The sequence below is a fragment of the Haloplanus sp. HW8-1 genome (assembly GCF_023703795.1).
Taxonomy (GTDB): Archaea; Halobacteriota; Halobacteria; order Halobacteriales; family Haloferacaceae; genus Haloplanus; species Haloplanus pelagicus.
In genome coordinates, this window is the sequence record NZ_CP098520.1 from 1 (window position 1) to 19,955 (window position 19,955).

The window sequence follows — 19,955 nt, forward strand, 5'->3', positions numbered from 1 at the left end:
AATAGGGCAGATGTCTGACGTGGTTTTAAGACTACAGGCTTCTCTATAGGAGACGCTATAGGATTCCTAAAATGAGCGAGACACTACGCGCCGCCGCGTTCCTCGACAAAGGCGGCACCGGGAAGACGACGACCGTCGCCCACCTCGGCGTCGCCCTCGAGGAGCTCGGTCACGAGGTCTTACTTATTGACCTCGCTGGGAAGCAGGGCGATCTGGCGAAGCACTTCGGCGTTTGGGGCGATTACCAGGCGCGGATTGAGGCCGACGAGGCATGGCCGAACATCAGTACGGTCTTTGATGATGCCTGGGGAACGATCGCTGAGAAGCTGGGCGACGATACTCTGGCTGATCTCGTCGTCCCCACCGACGAAGGTCCGGATCTAATCCCGGCCCATCCCGGCCTCGACACACTTGACGCTGAACTCGGGAATATCGACGATGCGCGTGAGCGCTATAGTCGTCTCGAACAGTTCCTCGACGAGTACGTCGACCCGCTCGGCTATGACGTCGTCTTGGTCGACCTTCCGGGGATGACGAACAACGTCGCGTACAACGGATTGTGGGCCGCCCGCCACGTCATCACGCCCGTCGAGATGGGGCCGTTCGAGGCCGAGCAGGCCGATGCGCTACGTCGCGACCTCGGGAAGATTGCCGACAATTTCGCCGTCGATATCGATCTCGCGCTCGTACTTCCGAACAAGGTCGATACCCGAACGAATCTCGCCGAGGAGTACTTGGACGCGTTTGAGTCGGAGTATCCGGACGCTATCGCACCCGACTACATCCCGTATTCACAAGACATTCGAAACGCTGCGGACCGAGGCCAGACTGCGTTTGCGCTCGAAGAGCCGTCGACGACAGCACGCCGGGCCCGTGAGGCGTATCTTGCTGCCGCTGAAACGCTTGTCGAACGGCTCGGAGGTGAACACCATGGCTGAAGACGACGACGATCTCGCGGCCCTTCGCGAACAGACGTCCCACGGTGACCGAATCGAAGAGGCGGCTGCCGAAGACGCGAAGCGCGATCTCGTCGAGGACATCCTCGATGAGTTGGAGGCCATCGACGCCGGCGACAAACAGAAGACCATCAGCGTGTGGGACGGGCCTCTTGCGGCGTTCATTCGTGCGCTGGAGGAAAATCCTGACCGCTTGGAGGAAGTCGGCCACGCGCTTCAGCGGCAGCTAGATATCGAGGAGGGTGACGTTGACCGGAGTGAAATCCTCCGCCTTGCCCTCCGCCTTGGATTCCAGGAAGCTGCTCCCAAGGAGTTCGAAGCGGTTCGCGAAGCGGCCCGGAAACAGGCGACAAAGGGTCTCTAGAGTTCCCTATGGTTTTAGCAATAGTAATTCCTATAGGACAAACTTTGGATCTACCGCTAAGGTCACTACCTAGACCACTCCGTACTGCTCTTTGAGTGCTTCGTACTCCGTTCGACTCGGCAAATAAATTCCATCTGCGGCTGGTGGCTCGTTTTCACCAGCTAAGTACCGATACATATCTGAGATAGTATCCGCTAACCCGTACCACACTGCGACGTCCATCAGCTCCTGTTGGGCGATTGCTTCTGCCTCGATCAGTAGGAGGGAGTAACTCACTCGTCGCGATCCGCTGTCGAGGACAAGGGTATGGCAGACGATCTCGGCCGGCGTCAGCGTCTCTTCTGGGGCATACCAGAACGCGGGCTCTCCGGCGAGGAAGAACTGTAACCCGAACTGCTCGAACCGGGCCAGGCCTGTTACTTCCCACTCTTCGGCCGCGTAGAGTGACTCTGTATCGTGCCGTTCTTGGACACGAATGAGCGCTCGGTGAGGGTCACACCATTCGACCGTGGTGCTGGGAGCGAGGTTTCGAGCGCGATTCAGGTGATCGTGAACCACGACTGCCTGGATGAATTCCAATAGTGGTTGAATGCTGTCACTGAGTGCGTATTCCGGGCCAGCTGGGGACAACAGCGCTCGGTTCTTCAGCGGCGATAACGCCTTGTGGACGCTTTGTCGAGAGATCTCCAGCCGGTCCGCAATTGATGTGATACGGCGTGGTTCATCGAGATACCAACAGATGCGGATCGTCGCGGGAGTGAGTAGCTCCGGCCAGTCGACGTGACTGAATTCCGCTGTGAGCTTCCGATATTGCTCGATAACGGGGTGCTCTGTGATCTGGACCACTCGCTGGTTGTGATGTCGGCGCGTTTCACGAAGGAGCCCGGTGTCGATCAGCTCGTCGAGGAGGTGGTAGATGTGGTCGCGTGTATACCCTGTGTCTGTTGCGAGCTCTTCAGGAGTCGCTTCACGGCCCGTGATGAGTGCGTCGACGATCGTGAGTTCGCCCTTCGAGAGCACTGTGGAACAATATCCATGTACGCTTATAAGTGATATAGGATATAAGTTTACAAAATTGAGCCATAATTGGGCTTTAGGTATACCTATATGAATTTCTATAGCTTGTCACATTCCCTACTAAACACAGGCTAGAAGTTGAGGAGGGACTCTGCCGACGGACTCATTTGGCCCATTGGATTGACTCCAGTCCGGAGACCTCGGCAAGTCGGTCGCTGATCTCTTCATCCGTCATCGTCGCCGTCCAGTGAAGCGTGATTTTGACCGTGATGATCGTGGCCGAAAGCTTCGGATCGATACTGTGGAGCTCGTCAATCGTGACCGCATTCACGTCTTCCACCCGTGAGAGGCGCTCCTCGGCATCGGTGACGAGATCACCGTCTGCGCCGCAGGGGATTCGAATCGTCACGACGGCAATTGTCGTCGAGTCTAGGTCGGTGGTATTGGATACTGCCATATTATCATCTCCGTTGAGGCGCGTCTCACGGGCCAGATGTTCGACAGCTGTACTCCGAGTGCACGAGGGACGGTTCGAACGCCCGTCTCGGTCGTGGCACGACCGCGTGTTTCCGAACTCCACCACTCGCGCATCCTCAAAGAAAAGATCCGAACAGGGCTAGGTCGGCTCGAACGCCTCGATCTCATCGATGATCTGCTTCGGATTCTCGGAGTGTTCGATGAACGAGAGGACGTTCTCCGACCATCCCGAGATGTTGTAGACGTTCTCGTAGCCTTCTGGCGTCACCAGGTCGCCGTAGGCCGCGAGGTCGACGAGATACAGCGCGGTGTCCGCAGACACCTCGTCCCGATACGCATCGAACGCGTCCCTGACCGTCTGGGAATCGCGGGCCGTGAACGGCGTGTTGTCCCAGATCTGCATATCGGTGAAGACGACGATGCGTTCAACAGCATCCCCTCGCTCGCGGAGGTAATCGATTGCCTTCCAGCCGTTCGTCGAGTTCCCGACGTCCTCGTCGATCGCCAACACCGCCGCTTGGCGCTGCAGGACTGGCGTGTCGACGTGCATCGGAACGGTCTGGAAGTCGTCGCCGAACCCGCCGACCTCGGCACCCTGGTCGGCCAGGATCGCACCGAACAACGCACCGATCTCCTTCAGTCGGAGCGTGCTGTTCGCGGACAGCGGCTGATCCATCGATCCCGACAGGTCGACCGCGACAAAGGTATCGCCGAATCCGCCAGGCACCGTCTCGACCGCGACATCAATTGCGTCTTCGAGCCACTGCTCGACCGCCGGTGCCTGGACATCCGCGTCTTGTAGCGCGGTGTAGGCCTGGTAGTACCGGAACGGGTACAGCGGCGCGTGCCGGACGGCCTCCAGGTCGAGGTGATCCACGACGGTGTCCTCCGGCACGCCGGCTTCGAGCATATTCCGGAGGTTCCGGATCGACGCGAAGATGGGCAGCGTGTACTCGTCGTCCTCGATGAGCAGTTCCCAGGCGGCTTGGGTGTTGCCGCGCTCGGAAATAACCGTCTCCCACGTGTTCGGCGCCGGCAACGGGTCGACGTCGGGATAGTCGTCAAGGCCACCACGCATGAACCGCTCGAAGAGCGCTTCCTGCTCGGCGTCGACGGGCGTGGGGTGGACGCGGTTGAAGACGTCGTGCAGCGTCACCTCGCGCCGCGACAGGTCGTACTTGCCCAGCGTGTAGGCGTCGGCCATCTCCACCAGCGCGTCCTCGATCCCGCGTCGAAGCGGCCACGGCGCAGTCCCGCCGAACAGCTGATCGTGGACCGCGAGCGCGGTGGCCGTCTCGTCCATCCGCTGGATGATCGCCGGCGCCCATTCCCGGATGAGCGACTCGGGGGAGTCGTCCTTGAACCGGTCGTCGTTGGCTGCCAGCACGAGCAGGACCTGGGGGATGTCCCGCAGGTAGAGTTCCTGACGCGCGTACGCAGCGAGCTTCAGGACGAACTCCGGGTCCTCGTTTGCGGCGGCATCGAACTGGCGAACGACAGCAGCGAGCTGTTCGTCATCGGTCTCGTAGAACGAGCCCTCCAGCAGCTGGTTGATCGTGCGCTTGTACAGTGCGAGTCGGGGGTCGGCAGGCTCGAACGCTTCCCCACCTTCGTAGTTGGTGGTCCGCGTTGCCTCCGCGACCGTTTGCTTTGGCGTGTTGAATTCCATACTCTCACCCGGAGCCGCAACAGGCGACTCCGATGGCAGCTGCCCACACGCTCTGTGAGCAACGAGTCTCGGGAGCAAAACGTCCCGAACCAGCCTCGCATCGCTCGGCTGGACGTTCCCGGCACGATTCGAACGTGCGACACCCGGCTTCGCGGGCCGGTGTCCTCGTGAGGGTCGAAGACCCGAACGAGGGCTCGTCAGAGTTCACTCTGACGGTGCTCTGTCCTGACTGAGCTACGGGAACACGAGTGGCCGAACAATTTCTGGAGCGAACGACGGGATTCGAACCCGTAGCGTGCCATCGACGTAGCGCTCCAGATCGACGGCCACTGGCGACACGGCGACCGGAAAACTGTCGGAGCGGGACCGGTGTCGAGCGTCCTCTCGGACGCTCTTTGTCCGGGATGTTCTCGATGGACTGCGCCACCGACAGGATTTGAACCTGCGAGTTCCTGGCGAAGCAACGCTCCGACTCGACGGTCGCCACGTGCGGTCGGGCAACCGGTGGTGCGACGGGCTATGACTCCCGTTGGTGTGCTTTGCGGGCGAAGAAACGCACCACCTGGACGACCACACGCTTGGGGAAAGCCGACCGTGACAGCGTCACGGATCCGTGGCTGCCCGCTATGTCAGCCACGGAAAAACGCTGTCAGGGCCAGCCTCCCCGAGTGCTCCCGAGGGGAATCGAACCCCTGGCCTCCACCTTGAAGAGGTGGCGTCTCTCGCCAACGGAGACTCCGGGAGCGCGGTAGGGACGAAATCAAGCGCTGAGGTGCGGCGGACACCCACGGATTATCGCAGGCGTTCGAAGCCCTCGAGTTGCCCGTGCGTGAACGTCACTTGATACGTGACGAGTGTATCGAGATCCTCGAAGGAGTGTTTGAGCTTGAAGCGGCCGTGGTAGTCCTCTCGTTTGATCCAGCCGTTGTGGACTCGGTTCCGACAGCCGGCCATGCAGCGAAAATCGTCCTCGTCGACGTCGTCACGGTTCGCGTATGGCCGGTCTTCGGGAGGGACCGCTTCGGTGTGCCACTCCTCTTCGAGGAGCCGACCGTCCGCCGTAATCCGAAATGTGGTCATAGTCGGTCGATCGATGCCTTTCGTTTGCCAGTCGACGTCCTCGGCAGGAGCAATCCCTTCGGGGTACTCTGGCAGGTGGACGTCGTCGTAGAGTTCGACTGTATCGAATAGTCCCATTGTTGTCCTCCATTGCGGGACCAGGAGTCGAACCTGGGCCTCGGGGATATGAGCCCCGTGGACTGCCGTTATCCTATCCCGCAGCACACGATTCGGAACTCACTCATGGACATCTCTCAGTTCTCCACAGCTGTCCGTCCCTCAGTCTCGTCGGCTGGAAGTGAGAGGTCTCGGACTGTTGGAGAATGCTCCACCCCGGATTCGAACCGGGGGCTCGGCCGTGAGAGGGCCGTGAGTTTGGCCGCTACTCCACTGGAGCGGGTTGGCCTCTCCTTGAAAGGGTCACCGCCAGTGGGACGGGCAGGATTCGAACCTGCGTGTTCTCGTTACAAGTGAGATGAAGGAACTCTCACCGTCGCACCGGGTCTCCGGTGAAAACTCGGCGAGAGTGTGTGAATGCCAGGCTCTTCCACCGTCCCGCAGTCTCCCCGGCACGACTCGAACGTGCGTCTCCTCCTCTACAGGGAGGCATCGTAGCCGTTAGACCACAGGGAGAAAATGTCGCCGCGAGGATTCGAACCAAGAGGTCGGCTGTGAGTTTGGCCGCTACTCTACTGGAACACTGGCCTCGCCTGAACGGGTCATCGGCGGAAATCACTTCGCAGTGTCACGATTCAAACGTGGGTCTGCTAGGTCACAGGATTTTCAACAGACAACCGAAACGGCCACATCGCGGCCGTAACAACGGGGAGAATCAGTTATAGTCCAATTCAGGAGGATTACCGATTTCGAGTTGATCAAGGAGTGAACTGTCCAGACGGTCCAGGAGCAGATTCCGTTCTTCTTCTACCATACGGTGGTGCCTGCGACAGAGCGAAACGAGATTCGCTGCGTAGTGTGCGTCCGACTTCGAGTAGTCCGGATGCTTGTGGAACGTGGCTACTGGAGTGATATGGTGGACATCTGGTTCCCGTCCAATCTCTTCGATTCCTCGACCACACACCTGACACTCGTACTCGTCGCGGACGAGAACCTGCTGTCTCGCCCGATACCAGCCAGCCCCATATCCACGAAGTCCGCCAACGTACTGGGGGTTGCTCTCACCGGTCTGCCATTCCGTTCGACACTCCGTGTTGCAAAACACCCGCTCGACGGCTTCTACGCGGTGACGTTTGAGAGTTAATTCATCTCCACAGTTCTCACAGGCGGTCTCAACATGACCGTGATCCGTTCTATACGCCTGGTAACACTCCTGTGAACAGTAATAGTTTCTACCCTCGTGGTACTCGCTCTCGCGGACTGACTTCAGGTCGCCACAGTACTCACAATCGACATCACGTTGCGCCTCGGATCCATAAAGACAACCCACGCTGCAGTACTTCCTATTTTCTGCGAGCCACTCGGGAATCTCAAACTCCTTGGAGCACTCGTCACATTCCAAGGTGATTCGTGGGACGGTATAGTCGTCAAGAAAACACTCGCGAGAGCAGTAGTGGGCGTCCGTTCTCTCGAACCAAGAACGGACTTTCTCGAATTCCTGATCACATCGTTCGCAATTTACGCGGACTCTGGGTGTGTTACCGGAACTGTACTGGAGGTTCCGTTCCTTGACGCAAGATGGGCACAGCTTTCCCTGCTTATTTGAAGGATAGTACTCGAACTCGCGGCTACATCCTTCGCTTGTACATGTCGCTGTTTCCTTCGTGAGGGACTCACCATGTACCATAGAGTGGTGGATTCGCATACCGCGCTTGGAATTGAACCAACTTGCCGGGTCGGATTCCGGGCACTCCGGATGCGGGCATGGGGTGGACATCATCTATTGTTGGTTCGTTCTGGTACTTAGTCTCAGGTGGGCAGGGTGAATGTATACGCGCGTATCCCTTTCCAGAAATGCCCTAGACCGCCGAGTGGGGACGGGCTGATTCGAACAGCCATCTCCTGCTCTGGAGGCAGGTGTCGTGCCGTTTGACCACGTCCCTTACCACGTCGGAAGAGCGATTTGAACACTCGTGTCCTTGCGGACGCTACGGTTCCAACGCAGTCCCTTGACCAACCTAGGGAAACCCCGCCAACGGTGAGACGGAGAGTCGAACTCCGAAGCCCCGCGGCTCTCGGTTTCACACCGAGCGCGGTCGCCTATCCGCATGTCTCACCATCTCCGTCGGAACTTGCTCCGATGAGCCCGCCTCGCGTTTCTCACCAGGACACCGGAAGATGCGCATTACTCAGCTTCTGAGCTTTACTACCGAGGCGAATGTGCTCATCAGCACCCACTCACGGCAGGGATGGATGACGGTTACCTCGTTCCGTGGAAGTACGCGCCGTCCTCGGTGACGCAGATTTCCACGCTTCCAATCGTGTCGATAGACGTTGTTTCACCGAGCGGGACGTGACGGAACGCTTCCTCCTCGCAGGCAGGGCAGATATTTGTTGTCATGACGCCGCGACCCGGATTCGAACCGGGAGACCGATAGCAGACGGCCACGGCATAGCAGGCCGCTGGGTTCCCCAATACCCAGTCGCGGCATAGTGAGCCGACGAGGATTCGAACCTCGGTCCTGTGCGCCCAAGGCACAGATCGTCGTCCGCTGGACCATCGGCTCACTGGACTGCCGAGCGTTCGGCAGTTGATTATCTATCTGTACGACTTTCCAACTGCGCAACCGCGACCGAGTAGTCGTGGTTGCGCGTCTCATCGCGGGGGCGTACTTCGGGTGTTCCCGGGAATACCACACCGGCTCATGTAGGTTGCAGACCCTGCTGGGCCCAGCATCGTCGGAACGATCCAGCTGATCGCACCAACGGGCTGCCTACCTCGATGGGTATCCCCACGTGGCTACGCCACGCATCCACGCCGACGCCGGGATTTGAACCCGGATCACGGCCGTGACAGGACCGTATGATCGCCGAATTACAACACGTCGGCCTGCAGTCGCCCCGGCCGGAATCGAACCGGCGACCTCCGGATTCAAAGTCCGGCGTCCCTCGCCAGCGGAGACTCCGGGGCTCGACGTAGCCGCAGCTCTCGCTGCGGAGTTGTTGGCTAACGACTTCCGTACGCTCAGCGCGGACGGAGTCCGCTCGCTCCTGTATCGAAACGAACGGAAACCAATCAGCCGCGAGCTTGGCATCCCGCACTCGCATCAGGCTGTGTCCTGAGCGAGTACTGGGCACAGGCAGGCGGCAATCCCGTGTTCCCCGACCCGTGACGGGTAGTCCGTATGGGGGCCGAGTTATGCGGGTGAGAGTGTCCGGCCGTCGCCGGATTGCGTCGAACTCTCGTATTCGAAGTCGACGTGGATCCGGCGGTTTGCGCCCGGGCTCTTCGCACGCTGATCTTGTAGGCACTCGCCGAACACGGGACCCGCGGCTAAGCGAGAACGAGCACGCCGCGGGGTGAGGCGAGTGATGATCATCGTGTTGAACTCTCTCGGTTTGAGGGGTGTATCGGACGTCAACCTGGAATATCGTGGCAATTGTATTAAAATTAGTTAGGGTGTGTTACCCACAGACACGCCAGTCACACTCCAAGATGCGGTTGCACACGACGTTTAATGTCCTAGCATTGGCTGTCGTCGATAGCCGGACGCTGGCCGGTGTTCTCGGTCGGACCCACAGAAACTATTTACAGGCTATCGAGGCGAATGCCCCGGGGTTGAAGCTGACACTCCGCGACACTAACAATCAAGTACCAACACAGCGATAATCACGTACAGCGATGTGGTATGACTACCGCTTCCGCGCCTATCCTGACCGAACAGGCGTGACTGCGGAAGTGGAACACCACATTGATATCCACCGCCAAGCCTACAACCACACCCGCTACGAATACAACGCCCTCGACACCGACGAAGACAACATCGGTTCAGCGTACCAACACCAGAAACGCCTCACCGAGTGGAAAGACGAATGGCTCGTATTCTCCGAAGTCCACTCGAAAGCGCTGCAGAAAACCGTCGAACGCTTCTACGACAACCTCTCAACCCTCTCCGAAAAGAAGCAGAACGGGCACAAGGTTGGGTGGCTCAAGTGGAAGTCACCGCGAGAATATCAGAGCATGACATACTCGCAGTCTGGTTTCGAACTCAAAAACACGAGTGGTCGGACTGCAACGCTCTGGCTCTCCAAAATCGGTGACATCCCCATTCGCTACCACCGCGAAATCCCCGATAACGCCACTATCAAAGAAGTCACGTTGAAAAAGGAGACGACTGGTGAGTGGTACGTCACGTTCGGTCTCGAAGTCGAAGACACTCCACTCCCCGAGAAACCCGACGTAGAGGACTTGGATGCAGAGGGTTGCGTTGGCATCGACCTCGGCATCAACAACTACATCTACTCGAGCGATGGCGACAGCGTAGACTGGCTCGACCTTTCCGACGAGTACGAACGCCTACGTCGGGAACAACGCAATCTCTCCCAGAAAGAACACGGGAGTAACAACTGGGAGAAACAACGCCGTGAGGTCGCCAAGGTCAAGCGTCGAATCAAACGGAAGGTCGAGGACTTCCAGCACAAGCTCACGACGTGGCTCGTCAAGACGTATGACGCCGTGCTCGTGGAGGATTTGAACGTCGCGGGGATGCTCCAAAGCAACGGAAATTCACGGAACAAGCAGGACGCCGCGTGGCGCGGATTCATCGAGATGCTGGAGTACAAGAGCGACCTGTACGGCACGCACGTCGTCCAAGTGAACCCTGCGGGGACGACCAAGGAGTGTGCGGAGTGTGGTGTTGAGACGGAGAAGCCGTTGTGGGTTCGGGAACACAGTTGTCCGAGTTGTGGGTTCGAGGCGGACAGGGACGCGAATGCGTCGTACAACATTCTTTCTCGTGGGCTTCAGGAGTTAGGTTTGGGACAGGCCGAAGTCGCGCCCGTGGAGACTGCGACCGCTGTGGAAACCGATGGAGGTCAGTCTTCGTCGGTTCCTGCAAGTCGCGTCGTTGAAACGGGAAGCCTCGGGGCTTGACCCCGAGGCGGTTCACACCAACCTGCTCTCTGTGACGAGAGATGAGTGGCCGATCGCCGGTCCGGTGCTAGCCGGGAGCCCAGTCACACGGCGTGACTGACGGTTCTCGGTTAGATACCAATGACCGAGAATACCGACTCAAACGAATCTCGGAAGCCAGGGAGTGCACACAGCGGGTGTTCCAACCACACCGAACAGCGATCATCCACTGGATGCCAGGGTAGTGGTGCTTCCCCGCAGTGCGATGCGTGTGACACCACCCAGTACGACAAACTCCACGAAATCTCCCTTGGTGAACGGGCGTATGATGTGTGTGGAGATTGCCTCCAGCTCCTCGTTGACGACGTCGAGGAGTACCACTGGTGGGACCGCCTGACTGAAGCGCACTACAATCGCGCTGCCCAGTTTCTCCGCTCTCTTGATGCAGTCTGGTGTGTCAAAGATCAGGCCTACGCTGGCGGGGAACTGTGGGTCCACACGCCCTATTGTGACGCTGCCGTCGTCAGAGATGTGTGTGACCATTTTGGGTTCCAGATCCGCTGGTTTAGCGTTGTCTACCCCGTTGACGATGGCTTCGAGTGCGTCTCAGAGCATGGGCCCTGTATCGAGATCAACCTCACGTTTACAGCCCACCGTTCGGATCCACTCCCGATTGAATACGACATTCAGAATGATGTGACCCACTACGAGATCGAGTGGCTTGACGACCATCATCACCTGTTCGATTCGATCCTCGATTGACGCGCGGACTGTCGTCTCAGCGCCCCAGGAGACGCAGTAGGTGAGACTGGCTGCCCGATGCATACGGTCTTCGCGATTGACAGTGATTCACCTTCAAAAATTTCGCGACTTTCATACCTAACACTCTTTACAGCAGATGACGTACCTATTTTCAACGATGTCCATCGACCGAGACACATTCGAGAACACGAGCGAGGACGAGCTCGCCGATCTTTCGGTTCCTGATCAGGTCCTCGGCTTCCTCATAGCAAACGACGACTATGCGTTCAAGGCGCGCGAGATTGCGTCTCAGACCGGTCTTGACGAAGGCGCGGTTAGTACGGCACTCTCTCGGTTGAAGGATCGTGTGCTGGTCGAGCACAAAGCAACGTACTGGGCAGTGACGGACGACGAAGAACGCCTCGAGGGATATAGCGGGTATGAGCGGGCGACTGCCCTCTTTAACGAACAGCTCGGACCGGAGGACAAGGACGCTTGGCGTGAACACGCACCCGAGAAGGCGCATCCAAGCGTCGATACTGAGGACGACCAGTGAGCGACACATCCCAACCAATCTTCGAACGAGGGGATGTCGTGTATGGTGACGATCCATTCAAGGGTGAAGAAGAGGCTCGTCCGTGGCTGATCCTCTCGAACCACGAGGGCCGTCCATTCCACGGCGAGCAGTATATCGCGCTGACACTGACCACTAAATCGTGGCTGAATGACCTCATTGAGATCCCCGAGGAGAGTTGGATTCGCGGTGGAATGCCGGATGACAGCAGAATTGTTCCTTGGGGCGTTCAATCAGTCAATCGTGATGATATCGATTTCTGGCAAGGACGTCTTGATGCTGAGCTAGTCGATGTAGCCGTCACAGCGCTTGTTAAGGAGCTCCGGTAGCACCTGATGTAGTTGCTAATCATATATCGATATGCGCTATATCGATTGCTTCGGGCAGAAGATGAGACTGATCGTCTCAATGCATACGGTTCTCAAACTCCTTCGTGATGGACAGTGATTCGCCTTCAGCAATTTTCGTAGCTTTCACACCTAACACTCTTCACAGCGGATGACGTACCTTCTTTCAACCATGTCCATCGACCGAGACACATTCAAGAACGCGAGCGAGGACGAGCTCGCGGATCTTTCGGTCCCTGACCAAGTCCTCGGATTTCTCGCCGCCAACGAGGATCGGGCGTTCAAGGCCCGCGAAATCGCCTCTCAGATTGGCATCGACGAGGGCGCGGTCAGCACTGCTCTCTCACGATTGAAGGATCGTGATCTCGTCGAACACAAGGCAACGTACTGGGCGATCACCGACGACACCGAGCGACTCGAAGGATACAGCGGCTACGAACGGGCGACTGCTCTGTTCAACGAGCAACTCGGCACAGAAGACAAGAAATCTTGGCGCGAACACGCGCCCAGCGAGTCACACCCGAGCGTTGAGGACGAACAGTGACCAACGAGGAGACGCCGATTTTCGAACGCGGTGACGTCGTCTACGGCGATGACCCGTTCAAAGGTGACGAGGACGCTCGGCCTTGGCTCATTCTCTCGAACCACGAAGGTCGTCCGTTCCACGGCGAGCAGTATATCGCGGTAACACTAACGTCGAAGTCTTGGATGGATGGCCTCATCGCCATTCCTGAGGAGAGCTGGCTTCGTGGCGGTATGCCAGACGAGAGCCAAATCGTCCCGTGGGGTGTGCAATCGATCGGCCACGAGGATGTCGATTTCTGGCAGGGTCGTCTGACGGATGATATCGTCGATAACGCGACTACTGCTCTCGTCAAAGAATTATGGTAGCTACTTTCGAGTACTCACGTCTCTACGCGTTACTTCTTCTGAGCGAAGTCTCAGCTTCCACTGTGCGTCAGTAGTTGAGAATAGTACTCTATTGAAAACGACAGATAGCGTCGAGATTGTTCCGTAACAGTTTGAGAACATGAGCGAAGACGAACTAGTTGATCGAGGGGAAACGACAGGATATCATCGACGAGCGACGTAACGAGTACGCTCGTGACCTGTTGCTAGTTCTCGACGAGGATCTTCAGCCACGTCAACCACGACAGATAGGCTACAATCGATTCTCTAGAGGTCACAGATGACACGAAAACCGATATCGCTCATCCAAAACACGACTATCTCGTACCGCACAGCAGTCAAAGAGGGATGAGTGAAATCCTCGTCTGGCCGTTCGACTATACGATCGCCGTGCGGTAACTCGACAATTCCGCGGAGACGGTCCGAGAGCGTTACCCCCAAATTGAGACTAGTGAACTCGGTGATGTAGCTGCTGAAACCCTCGAAGAAATTGATATGTGATCGAATTATCTGCTGTCTCATACAGTGATTGCTCTTAGCGGCTTACGAAACTTTTTCAGCCGGCCATAGAAATTCTACTTGTCCTTCGTATCGGGTTCGATACGCCAGACGGTGATGAGCATGACAGACCTGATCTTACGGAGTCCGGCCTTCGAGGATGGGGGACAGATACCAGATCGCTACGGATACGCGGCGGAGAACGTCAATCCGCCACTTGACATCGACGGTATTCCAGCGGGAACCGCCTCGTTGGTATTGATCGTGGATCGTCCGAATCCCCGTTCTTCGAGGAAGGAGATCTGGAATCACTGGCTCGTGTGGGATATTCCCCCCACTCTGACCGAGATTCCCGAAGGGTGAGCTCCAGAGCAGCCGACAGAAGGACAGAATGATTTTGCAGAACACGGATACGGTGGACCCAATCCAACTGGACAAGAACAGACCTACCGATTTCGGCTCTACGCCCTCGAAACGACGCTCGGACTGCCGTCTACAACTGAGAAAGACGATCTCGTTGACGGGGTCGTCGGGTATATTCTCGATAAAACCAAGCTCGAGGGTACGGCTGCTCCATTGGTGCGCTACTGACGATGCCTGACTCGACTGTAACCTGCCCCGACTGCAGTACCCAACAGGAGGTCGAGACCGACGAGTATGGAATTTTCACGCTGGTGTGTGAGAATTGTGGCGCCCGTTCGAAGGGTGAATACACAGCTACATCCGGCGAGGTTGTTTGGCGATGGACGCAGCCAGGTGACAAATCGAGTGACTAATTCCCACACGAAGACGACTTCTCAACGCTTATCCGCGACTTTCACAGAGGGGTATGTAGCGGGATAGGATAGCTCGGAGATTCCACCAGGCTCATGACCTGGAGATCGGTGGTTCAAATCCACCTCCTGCTATTTCGCACCGACAGAACCGTTATTCGCAGACATCGTCCGGATCGAAGACTTTCTCACCGACTGTCTCGCCTTCGTCGTCCGATAGAAACAGGAGCGATACCCTGTGTGGCAGGCTCCTCCTTTCTGATCGATTCGATAGAGTAGTGCATCACCATCACAGTCGACGCGAATCTCTTTGACCCGTTGGACGTGTCCGCTGGAGCCGCCCTTCTGCCAGAGTTCGTCACGGCTCCGGGAGTAGTAGTGAGCAAGTCCTGTGTTCTGGGTTTCGGCGAGCGCCTCCGAGGACACGTACGCGAGCATCAGCACGTCACCGGTCTCGGCGTCCTGTGCAATCGCGGGAATCAGTCCATTCTCACCGAAGTCGAGTTCCACATCGAGGCGTTCGTCTTGCATATTCTCACGATACGACAGACTCGAGAAACCAGTCGTTATTTTGCGATCCGATGGGTTCGCGGGAAGTTAGACCAACTGGAGGATGTTTCCGTTCGAGGTGACGTGGAGGTCACGACCCAGCTTGTAGCCCTGTTTCGAAGCAAGGTCGACGTAGCCGGAGAAGCCCTGCATATCTTGGTGGGCCGGGATAACGTGCTGGGGCTGGAGCGCGTCCAGCATCTCGTAGTGACCCTCCTGTCGCAGGTGGCCGGAGACGTGGACGTCGTCGTAGATTCGCGCGCCCTGCATCCCGAGTAACTTCTCAGACTGGTAGCGCTGCCCCTCGTTCGTCGGCTCCGGAATCACGCGCGCCGAGAAGATGACCTTGTCACCGTCGTCGAGTTCGTAGGGCGTCTCGCCGCGACCCATCCGGGTGAGCATCGCCCGTGGCTCGCCTTGGTGGCCCGTGACGACCGGGAGGAAGTTCTCCTTACCCTCGTCCATAATCCGGTTGAACGCGCGGTCGACGGACTTGCGATGCCCGTACATCCCGAGATCGTCCGGGAAGCTCGCCGCACCAATGCGCTCGGCCGTCCCGGAGTATTTCTCCATCGAACGCCCGAGGAGGACCGGCTGGCGACCGATTTCCTCGGCGAATTCGACGAGGCTCGTAACGCGAGCGATGTGGCTCGAGAACGTCGTCGCGACGATCCCGCCGTCGTAGTCTTCGAGGCTTTGGATGACGTCGTGGAGTTGCTCTCGGGCGACGGCTTCACTCGGGGTTCGCCCCTTCTTGTTCGCGTTGGTGCAATCCTCGATATAGCAGAGGACGCCCTCCCCCTCACGGCCGATCTCGCGGAACCGCTTCATGTCGATGGGATCGCCGATGACCGGCGTGTGGTCCATCCGCTTGTCGAGTCCGTAGACGATGGATCCCTCGGGCGTGTGGAGGACGGGATTGATCGCGTTGATGATCGAGTGCGTGACGTTGACGAACTCGAGTTCACACCGGTCGCCGATGGGCATCGTCTCGCCGGCGTCCATCTCGATGAGTTCGTTCTCGACGAGGAATTTGCTCTCGTCTTGGATCTCCTCTTTGACGAGTTCGAGCGTGAAGGGAGCAGCGACGATGGGGGCGTCGTAGCGATGTGCCAGTTTGCTGATTGCGCCGATGTGATCGAGGTGGCCGTGCGTCGGAACGATGGCCTGCACGTCGCCCTCGAGGTCACTCATCACTCGGTCGTCCGGGATGGCGCCCATGTCGATCAGGTCGAGCGAATGCATCTCCTCCGTCTGGAGGTTGTCGTGAACCAGTACTTGAGAGAGATTGAGGCCCATGTCGAAGACGACGATGTCGTCGCCGGCACGGACGGCCGTCATCTGGCGGCCGACTTCCTCGTAGCCACCGATAGTTGCGATTTCGATTTCCATAGTTGGGGTCCGATCAGAGCGATCCCAGAACTCGTCAAAGTCCGCCTGGTGAAGGAGAGCCGGTGTGACTCTGGCTTCGACGCCCCGTCCGGATCGGACCATTCGTCGACGTGTCCAGAGTAAACGACCTTCTCGGGGACAACGCGTGTTTCGGCTATGTGGTAACTGACTGCCTGGGCGTATATACCCGTGGATTTGGACTACCGAACCCGGCGTCGTCGACGACTGTCTCGCGGTCAGGTGTCCGTCAAGACACCGCTGTCAAAAACACAAACAAATTGTCGATTTTCGACACATCCTCTGTATCCTTGCTCGAATCGCTGGACGGAGACTTCACGGCAGTTTTATACTGGGAGTGGTTCCGTCCAAATAGGTGCGATCCCTGTGAGTACCGGGTCCGGTTTGATTCCGCTCGTCGTGACCATCTTAGGGCTGGGTGTCGCCGCCCAGGTGTTAGCCGACCGGCTGGAAATCCCGAGCGTCCTCTTTCTCATTCTCGCCGGCATTCTCGTCGGTCCCGAGGGCCTCGACATCGTCGGTCTCGATGCTTTCGGTGGCCCTGAACCGCTCTCGGCCATCGTCGGTCTCTCGGTCGCGATCATCATCTTCGAGGGTGCATTCCATCTGAAGCTCTCGAAACTGCGACAGACCCCTCGCGAGGCCTTCCGACTGATCACTCTCGGGGCGGGTATCGCCCTTCTCGGCACGGCGATAGCCGTCCGACTGGCTCTGGACGCGTCGTGGGAACTGTCCTTTCTCATTGGTTCGCTCCTTATCGCCACCGGGCCGACCGTCATCACGCCCATTCTGGAGGTCGTCCCGGTGCGAGACCGAGTGGCTGCGGCACTCGAGACAGAGGGGATCGTCAACGACGTCACAGCCGCCATTCTAGCCGTCGCCATCTTCGAGGTCGTCGTCGGAAGCGGGACGCAACTTCAGTTGCTGGTGACTTCGTTCATTTCCCGACTCGGGACTGGCCTCCTCGTCGGCGTCTTGGCGGCTGGTATCTTGTGGTATCTGCTCAACCATGTTGATCTCTCGCCGTCGAACGCCGTGCGGAACTCCCGGCTCATCGTTCTCATCGGAGCGATCGCAACGTACGGGATTGCCGAGGGGATCGCCTCGGAGGCGGGGATCGCAGCCGTCGCAACGGCGGGTATCATTCTCGGCAACGTCGAGATGCCCTACGAAGACGAGATTGCAGCGTTCAAGGGCGATATCACGCTGATCGTCCTCTCGTTCGTGTTCATCTCGCTCGCCACACTCCTGTCGTTCGAGGATCTCCTATCTCTCGGTCTCGGTGGGGTCGTCGTCGTCGTTGTCGTCGTGGCGGTCATTCGTCCCGTCGCTGTACTGCTCTGTACGCGTGGCGATCGGTTCTCGGTCCGCGAACAGCTGTTCATGAGTGCAGTCGGCCCTCGTGGGATCATCCCGGCGAGCGTCGCGACACTGTTCGCGCTCGAACTCCGCTCGTCGAATCCCGAGGCTGCGGCGCTCCTTGTCGGGACGGTGTTTCTGGTCATTCTAACGACGGTGGTTCTGCAGGGCGGATTCGCCCGTCACATCGCACAAACACTCAACGTACTACCAATGCGCGTCATCATCGTGGGCGCCGGTCGCGTCGGTCGCGGCCTCGCCGAACGGCTGGAGGATCGTGGAGAGAACGTCATTCTCATCGACAAAGATCAGGAGCAGGTCGAACAGGCTCGTAATCGCGGCTTCACCGTTCACCACGGGGACGGTGCTGATGTCGATGTGCTCCGATCTGCTGGGGCTGCGAACGCGAAAATAGTCGCAGCAGCTACTGGCGACGACGATTCGAACCTACTCGTCGCTCAGCTCACGAACTCGAACTTCGACGTCGACACCGTGATCGCCCGGGTAAACACGCCCGGGAACGCCTCGGCGTTCGAGGAACTGGGTGTTCGTGCGATCGCCGCTGACGAGTCGATCGCCCAGTCGATGGACAACGAGATCGAGCGACCGGCACTCTCCGAATGGATGACCGAACTCGGCCGAACGGGTGATGTCCAGGAAATAGAGGTCACGGCGGACGCGCTGGTCGGTATGCAGATCGGTGATCTCGACACTGAGCTCCCTGACGGCGTGCTCGTCGCCTTGGTGAGTCGCGATGGTGACTCCCAGATTCCCGAACCGGATCTCACCCTCCACCGTGGGGATCACCTCACCTTTGTCGGGCGGCGAGATGCTGTTCACGAGGCGATCGAACGGTGTCATCCCGAACTTCACGGGTAAGTCACCGAAAATGAGGTGTCGAGGGTCGATGATCCACTCCTATCCAACTCGCAATTCGGTTTCGGTACCCGTTTTGGGATGCCGCTGGAATCTGGAGTTGAGATGGCCCTGACGAACGACGAGTTGCAGTTTTCCTCGCTCTATCTCACCCGATTCGCGGGGAGCTTCGGGTTCATGACGGTGTTGACGCTCCTCCCGGACTACATCGATGCACTCGGAGCGACCGGTGTGACGATCGGTCTCTTCATTACCGCCCTCGAACTCGCGCGCACGGTCGGTATCGTTCCGCTCGGGTGGGCCGGGGATCGATACAGCAAGCGGCTGCTCCTCGTCGGATCGTTGCTCGTGAGTGCGCTGGCGTATCTGGCGTTTGCTCGCGTCACGACGATCCCCGGATTCCTCGTCGCGCGATTCCTTCAGGGCCTCGGTCTCACCGGCACGGGTTTGTTGAGCCTCGCCTTGGTGGGCGAACTCGCACCGAACGACGGTCGCGCCAATCTCATCGGCAAGTACAACGCCTTTCGGATGGCCGCCGGTATCGCGGGGACGATAGGCGCTGGCATCCTCTTCGCGCTCACCGGGTTCGATATCCTGTTTGGGCTGCTGGCGATCCTCCTGATCGTTGCCGCGGCAAGCGTCTGGCTGTTCGTCGATGGCGACGAGACCACGGTCACGGGCTTCGCGTTCACCGATCTCGCAGTAAATCGCCGGATCGTGACGCTCACCAGCTTTCGTGCTCAGTACGCCGTCGCCGTGTCGCTCGTTCGGAATTGGGTGCCGATCTTCGTCGGTGTCTCGGCGGCGCAAGGCGGGCTGGCGTCCGGTACCGTCGTCGTTGGTGCAGTCCTTGCGGCAGAGAAGTTGACGAATATGCTCTGTCAGCCCATTACGGGACGCTTCTCGGATCGACAGGGTCGGGCACTATTCGTCTTTCTCGGCGGTGGAGCGTACGGGCTGATTGCGCTCGCGTTCCCGTTCGCCCCGTCGTTCGATGGACTGCTTACGCTCTCCGTTCCGATGGCTGGGGAAATCACCAGCGCCGTCGTAGTGGCGCTGGTTCTCAACGCCCTTCTCGGGATCGCGGACGCGTTTCGGGAACCGGCGAGCATGGCGCTGTTCGCGGACGAGGGGAAAGGCGAGGGCATCACGAGTAGCTTCGGGGTCCGGTCACTCGTCTGGAAACCAGGGAGCGTCCTCGCTCCGTTGGTCGGTGGCTGGGTGATGGGCCAGTTCGGTATCGAGTGGGTGTTCTTTGCGGGTGGACTCGCCGCGCTGTCGGGCGTCGCGACGTTTCTCGGCATTCTGTCGTGGAATCACGGGTCGCGTGCACTCCATCGGTGGTAGC

General features: G+C 58.5%; 16 protein-coding genes, 11 tRNA genes and 2 pseudogenes. 13 read left to right on the forward strand and 16 right to left on the reverse strand.

Annotated elements, in window-relative coordinates; translation table 11 throughout:
* Positions 1 to 71: 71 nt before the first annotated feature.
* Together NBT82_RS18980 and NBT82_RS18985 are read left to right on the forward strand one after the other, a co-directional pair.
* The gene (locus tag NBT82_RS18980) at positions 72 to 938 is read left to right on the forward strand and encodes a ParA family protein (protein WP_251331562.1); all 867 of its coding nucleotides are present in this window, start codon (positions 72 to 74) and stop codon (positions 936 to 938) included.
* Positions 931 to 1,320 carry a DUF8115 family protein gene (locus tag NBT82_RS18985; RefSeq protein ID WP_248898450.1) on the forward strand — a complete coding sequence of 130 codons (390 nt, stop codon included), beginning with the start codon at positions 931 to 933 and terminating at the stop codon, positions 1,318 to 1,320. Before NBT82_RS18980 ends, NBT82_RS18985 begins: the two co-directional genes overlap by 8 nt.
* Positions 1,321 to 1,389: 69 nt before the next feature.
* On the opposite strand, the gene NBT82_RS18990 is transcribed toward NBT82_RS18985, so the two are convergent.
* The 9 genes from NBT82_RS18990 to NBT82_RS19030 all read right to left on the reverse strand — a co-directional run bounded on the left by NBT82_RS18990 (position 1,390) and on the right by NBT82_RS19030 (position 6,099).
* Complete coding sequence (locus NBT82_RS18990) at positions 1,390 to 2,340, reverse strand: phenylalanine--tRNA ligase subunit alpha (RefSeq protein ID WP_251331563.1); 951 nt, start codon at positions 2,338 to 2,340, stop codon at positions 1,390 to 1,392.
* A 160-nt stretch (positions 2,341 to 2,500) separates the two neighbouring features.
* Positions 2,501 to 2,920: a hypothetical protein gene (locus NBT82_RS18995; protein ID WP_251331564.1), complete on the reverse strand. Its 420-nt coding sequence runs from the start codon at positions 2,918 to 2,920 to the stop codon at positions 2,501 to 2,503.
* A 33-nt stretch (positions 2,921 to 2,953) separates the two neighbouring features.
* Positions 2,954 to 4,483: a TROVE domain-containing protein gene (locus tag NBT82_RS19000; RefSeq protein WP_251331565.1), complete on the reverse strand. Its 1,530-nt coding sequence runs from the start codon at positions 4,481 to 4,483 to the stop codon at positions 2,954 to 2,956.
* Positions 4,484 to 4,596: 113 nt separating this feature from the next.
* Positions 4,597 to 4,727 (reverse strand) — tRNA-Arg (locus NBT82_RS19005).
* Positions 4,728 to 5,152: 425 nt separating this feature from the next.
* Positions 5,153 to 5,228 (reverse strand) — tRNA-Glu (locus tag NBT82_RS19010).
* A gap of 47 nt (positions 5,229 to 5,275) precedes the next feature.
* Positions 5,276 to 5,680, reverse strand: a complete 405-nt coding sequence (locus NBT82_RS19015) for a hypothetical protein (protein ID WP_251331566.1) — start codon at positions 5,678 to 5,680, stop codon at positions 5,276 to 5,278.
* A 12-nt stretch (positions 5,681 to 5,692) separates the two neighbouring features.
* Positions 5,693 to 5,763: transfer RNA gene (locus tag NBT82_RS19020), tRNA-Met, on the reverse strand.
* A 103-nt stretch (positions 5,764 to 5,866) separates the two neighbouring features.
* Positions 5,867 to 5,939: transfer RNA gene (locus NBT82_RS19025), tRNA-Glu, on the reverse strand.
* Positions 5,940 to 5,972: 33 nt separating this feature from the next.
* Positions 5,973 to 6,099 (reverse strand) — tRNA-Thr (locus NBT82_RS19030).
* 473 nt (positions 6,100 to 6,572) lie between these two features.
* Here NBT82_RS19030 and NBT82_RS19035 point away from each other — a divergent pair.
* Positions 6,573 to 6,803: a hypothetical protein gene (locus NBT82_RS19035; RefSeq protein ID WP_251331567.1), complete on the forward strand. Its 231-nt coding sequence runs from the start codon at positions 6,573 to 6,575 to the stop codon at positions 6,801 to 6,803.
* Between the two features lie 728 nt (positions 6,804 to 7,531).
* On the opposite strand, the gene NBT82_RS19040 is transcribed toward NBT82_RS19035, so the two are convergent.
* The 5 genes from NBT82_RS19040 to NBT82_RS19060 all read right to left on the reverse strand — a co-directional run bounded on the left by NBT82_RS19040 (position 7,532) and on the right by NBT82_RS19060 (position 8,631).
* Positions 7,532 to 7,602, reverse strand: a tRNA-Trp gene (locus NBT82_RS19040).
* Positions 7,603 to 8,062: 460 nt separating this feature from the next.
* Positions 8,063 to 8,149 (reverse strand) — tRNA-Ser (locus NBT82_RS19045).
* Positions 8,150 to 8,153: 4 nt separating this feature from the next.
* A tRNA-Pro gene (locus NBT82_RS19050) sits at positions 8,154 to 8,226 on the reverse strand.
* 249 nt (positions 8,227 to 8,475) lie between these two features.
* Positions 8,476 to 8,549 (reverse strand) — tRNA-Asp (locus tag NBT82_RS19055).
* A gap of 6 nt (positions 8,550 to 8,555) precedes the next feature.
* Positions 8,556 to 8,631: transfer RNA gene (locus NBT82_RS19060), tRNA-Gln, on the reverse strand.
* Between the two features lie 710 nt (positions 8,632 to 9,341).
* On the opposite strand from NBT82_RS19060, the gene NBT82_RS19065 reads away from it, so the two are divergent.
* From NBT82_RS19065 to NBT82_RS19105, 8 genes and pseudogenes are all read left to right on the forward strand, one after another.
* Entirely contained in the window at positions 9,342 to 10,592 is a 1,251-nt protein-coding gene (locus tag NBT82_RS19065) for an RNA-guided endonuclease InsQ/TnpB family protein (RefSeq protein WP_251331568.1), read from the forward strand.
* 120 nt (positions 10,593 to 10,712) lie between these two features.
* A complete protein-coding gene (locus NBT82_RS19070; protein WP_251331569.1) occupies positions 10,713 to 11,333 on the forward strand; it encodes a hypothetical protein in 621 nt (206 codons plus the stop codon).
* Positions 11,334 to 11,490: 157 nt separating this feature from the next.
* Positions 11,491 to 11,868 (forward strand): MarR family transcriptional regulator, encoded by a 378-nt coding sequence (locus NBT82_RS19075; RefSeq protein ID WP_251331570.1) that lies wholly within the window; start codon positions 11,491 to 11,493, stop codon positions 11,866 to 11,868.
* Positions 11,865 to 12,215 carry a type II toxin-antitoxin system PemK/MazF family toxin gene (locus tag NBT82_RS19080; RefSeq protein WP_251331571.1) on the forward strand — a complete coding sequence of 117 codons (351 nt, stop codon included), beginning with the start codon at positions 11,865 to 11,867 and terminating at the stop codon, positions 12,213 to 12,215. Before NBT82_RS19075 ends, NBT82_RS19080 begins: the two co-directional genes overlap by 4 nt.
* Positions 12,216 to 12,405: 190 nt before the next feature.
* Positions 12,406 to 12,777 carry a MarR family transcriptional regulator gene (locus tag NBT82_RS19085; RefSeq protein WP_251331572.1) on the forward strand — a complete coding sequence of 124 codons (372 nt, stop codon included), beginning with the start codon at positions 12,406 to 12,408 and terminating at the stop codon, positions 12,775 to 12,777.
* Positions 12,774 to 13,124 (forward strand): type II toxin-antitoxin system PemK/MazF family toxin, encoded by a 351-nt coding sequence (locus NBT82_RS19090; RefSeq protein WP_251331573.1) that lies wholly within the window; start codon positions 12,774 to 12,776, stop codon positions 13,122 to 13,124. The genes NBT82_RS19085 and NBT82_RS19090 overlap by 4 nt, the downstream gene beginning before the upstream one ends.
* 639 nt (positions 13,125 to 13,763) lie before the next feature.
* A pseudogene (locus tag NBT82_RS19100) lies at positions 13,764 to 14,231 on the forward strand (YbhB/YbcL family Raf kinase inhibitor-like protein).
* A 242-nt stretch (positions 14,232 to 14,473) separates the two neighbouring features.
* Positions 14,474 to 14,548 (forward strand) — tRNA-Met (locus NBT82_RS19105).
* A gap of 19 nt (positions 14,549 to 14,567) precedes the next feature.
* Here the strand turns inward: NBT82_RS19105 and hisI are convergent.
* Both hisI and NBT82_RS19115 read right to left on the reverse strand, forming a co-directional pair.
* Positions 14,568 to 14,944 (reverse strand): annotated as a pseudogene (gene hisI, locus NBT82_RS19110) (phosphoribosyl-AMP cyclohydrolase).
* Positions 14,945 to 15,010: 66 nt separating this feature from the next.
* On the reverse strand, positions 15,011 to 16,354 hold the full coding sequence (locus NBT82_RS19115; protein WP_251331574.1) for a ribonuclease J: 1,344 nt from the start codon (positions 16,352 to 16,354) through the stop codon (positions 15,011 to 15,013).
* A gap of 417 nt (positions 16,355 to 16,771) precedes the next feature.
* On the opposite strand from NBT82_RS19115, the gene NBT82_RS19120 reads away from it, so the two are divergent.
* Positions 16,772 to 18,610, forward strand: a complete 1,839-nt coding sequence (locus tag NBT82_RS19120) for a cation:proton antiporter domain-containing protein (RefSeq protein WP_425601784.1) — start codon at positions 16,772 to 16,774, stop codon at positions 18,608 to 18,610.
* A 108-nt stretch (positions 18,611 to 18,718) separates the two neighbouring features.
* Positions 18,719 to 19,954 carry an MFS transporter gene (locus NBT82_RS19125; protein ID WP_425601785.1) on the forward strand — a complete coding sequence of 412 codons (1,236 nt, stop codon included), beginning with the start codon at positions 18,719 to 18,721 and terminating at the stop codon, positions 19,952 to 19,954.
* Position 19,955 lies beyond the last annotated feature (1 nt).

Excerpts from the sequence above, each read along its gene's own strand:
- NBT82_RS19115 (WP_251331574.1), bottom strand. The coding sequence starts at position 16,354 with ATGGAAATCGAAATCGCAACTATCGGTGGCTACGAGGAAGTCGGCCGC.
- NBT82_RS19000 (WP_251331565.1), bottom strand. The coding sequence starts at position 4,483 with ATGGAATTCAACACGCCAAAGCAAACGGTCGCGGAGGCAACGCGGACC.
- NBT82_RS18980 (WP_251331562.1), top strand. The coding sequence starts at position 72 with ATGAGCGAGACACTACGCGCCGCCGCGTTCCTCGACAAAGGCGGCACC.
- NBT82_RS19070 (WP_251331569.1), top strand. The coding sequence starts at position 10,713 with ATGACCGAGAATACCGACTCAAACGAATCTCGGAAGCCAGGGAGTGCA.
- NBT82_RS19065 (WP_251331568.1), top strand. The coding sequence starts at position 9,342 with ATGTGGTATGACTACCGCTTCCGCGCCTATCCTGACCGAACAGGCGTG.
- NBT82_RS19085 (WP_251331572.1), top strand. The coding sequence starts at position 12,406 with ATGTCCATCGACCGAGACACATTCAAGAACGCGAGCGAGGACGAGCTC.
- NBT82_RS19075 (WP_251331570.1), top strand. The coding sequence starts at position 11,491 with ATGTCCATCGACCGAGACACATTCGAGAACACGAGCGAGGACGAGCTC.
- NBT82_RS19015 (WP_251331566.1), bottom strand. The coding sequence starts at position 5,680 with ATGGGACTATTCGATACAGTCGAACTCTACGACGACGTCCACCTGCCA.
- NBT82_RS19035 (WP_251331567.1), top strand. The coding sequence starts at position 6,573 with ATGGTGGACATCTGGTTCCCGTCCAATCTCTTCGATTCCTCGACCACA.
- NBT82_RS18985 (WP_248898450.1), top strand. The coding sequence starts at position 931 with ATGGCTGAAGACGACGACGATCTCGCGGCCCTTCGCGAACAGACGTCC.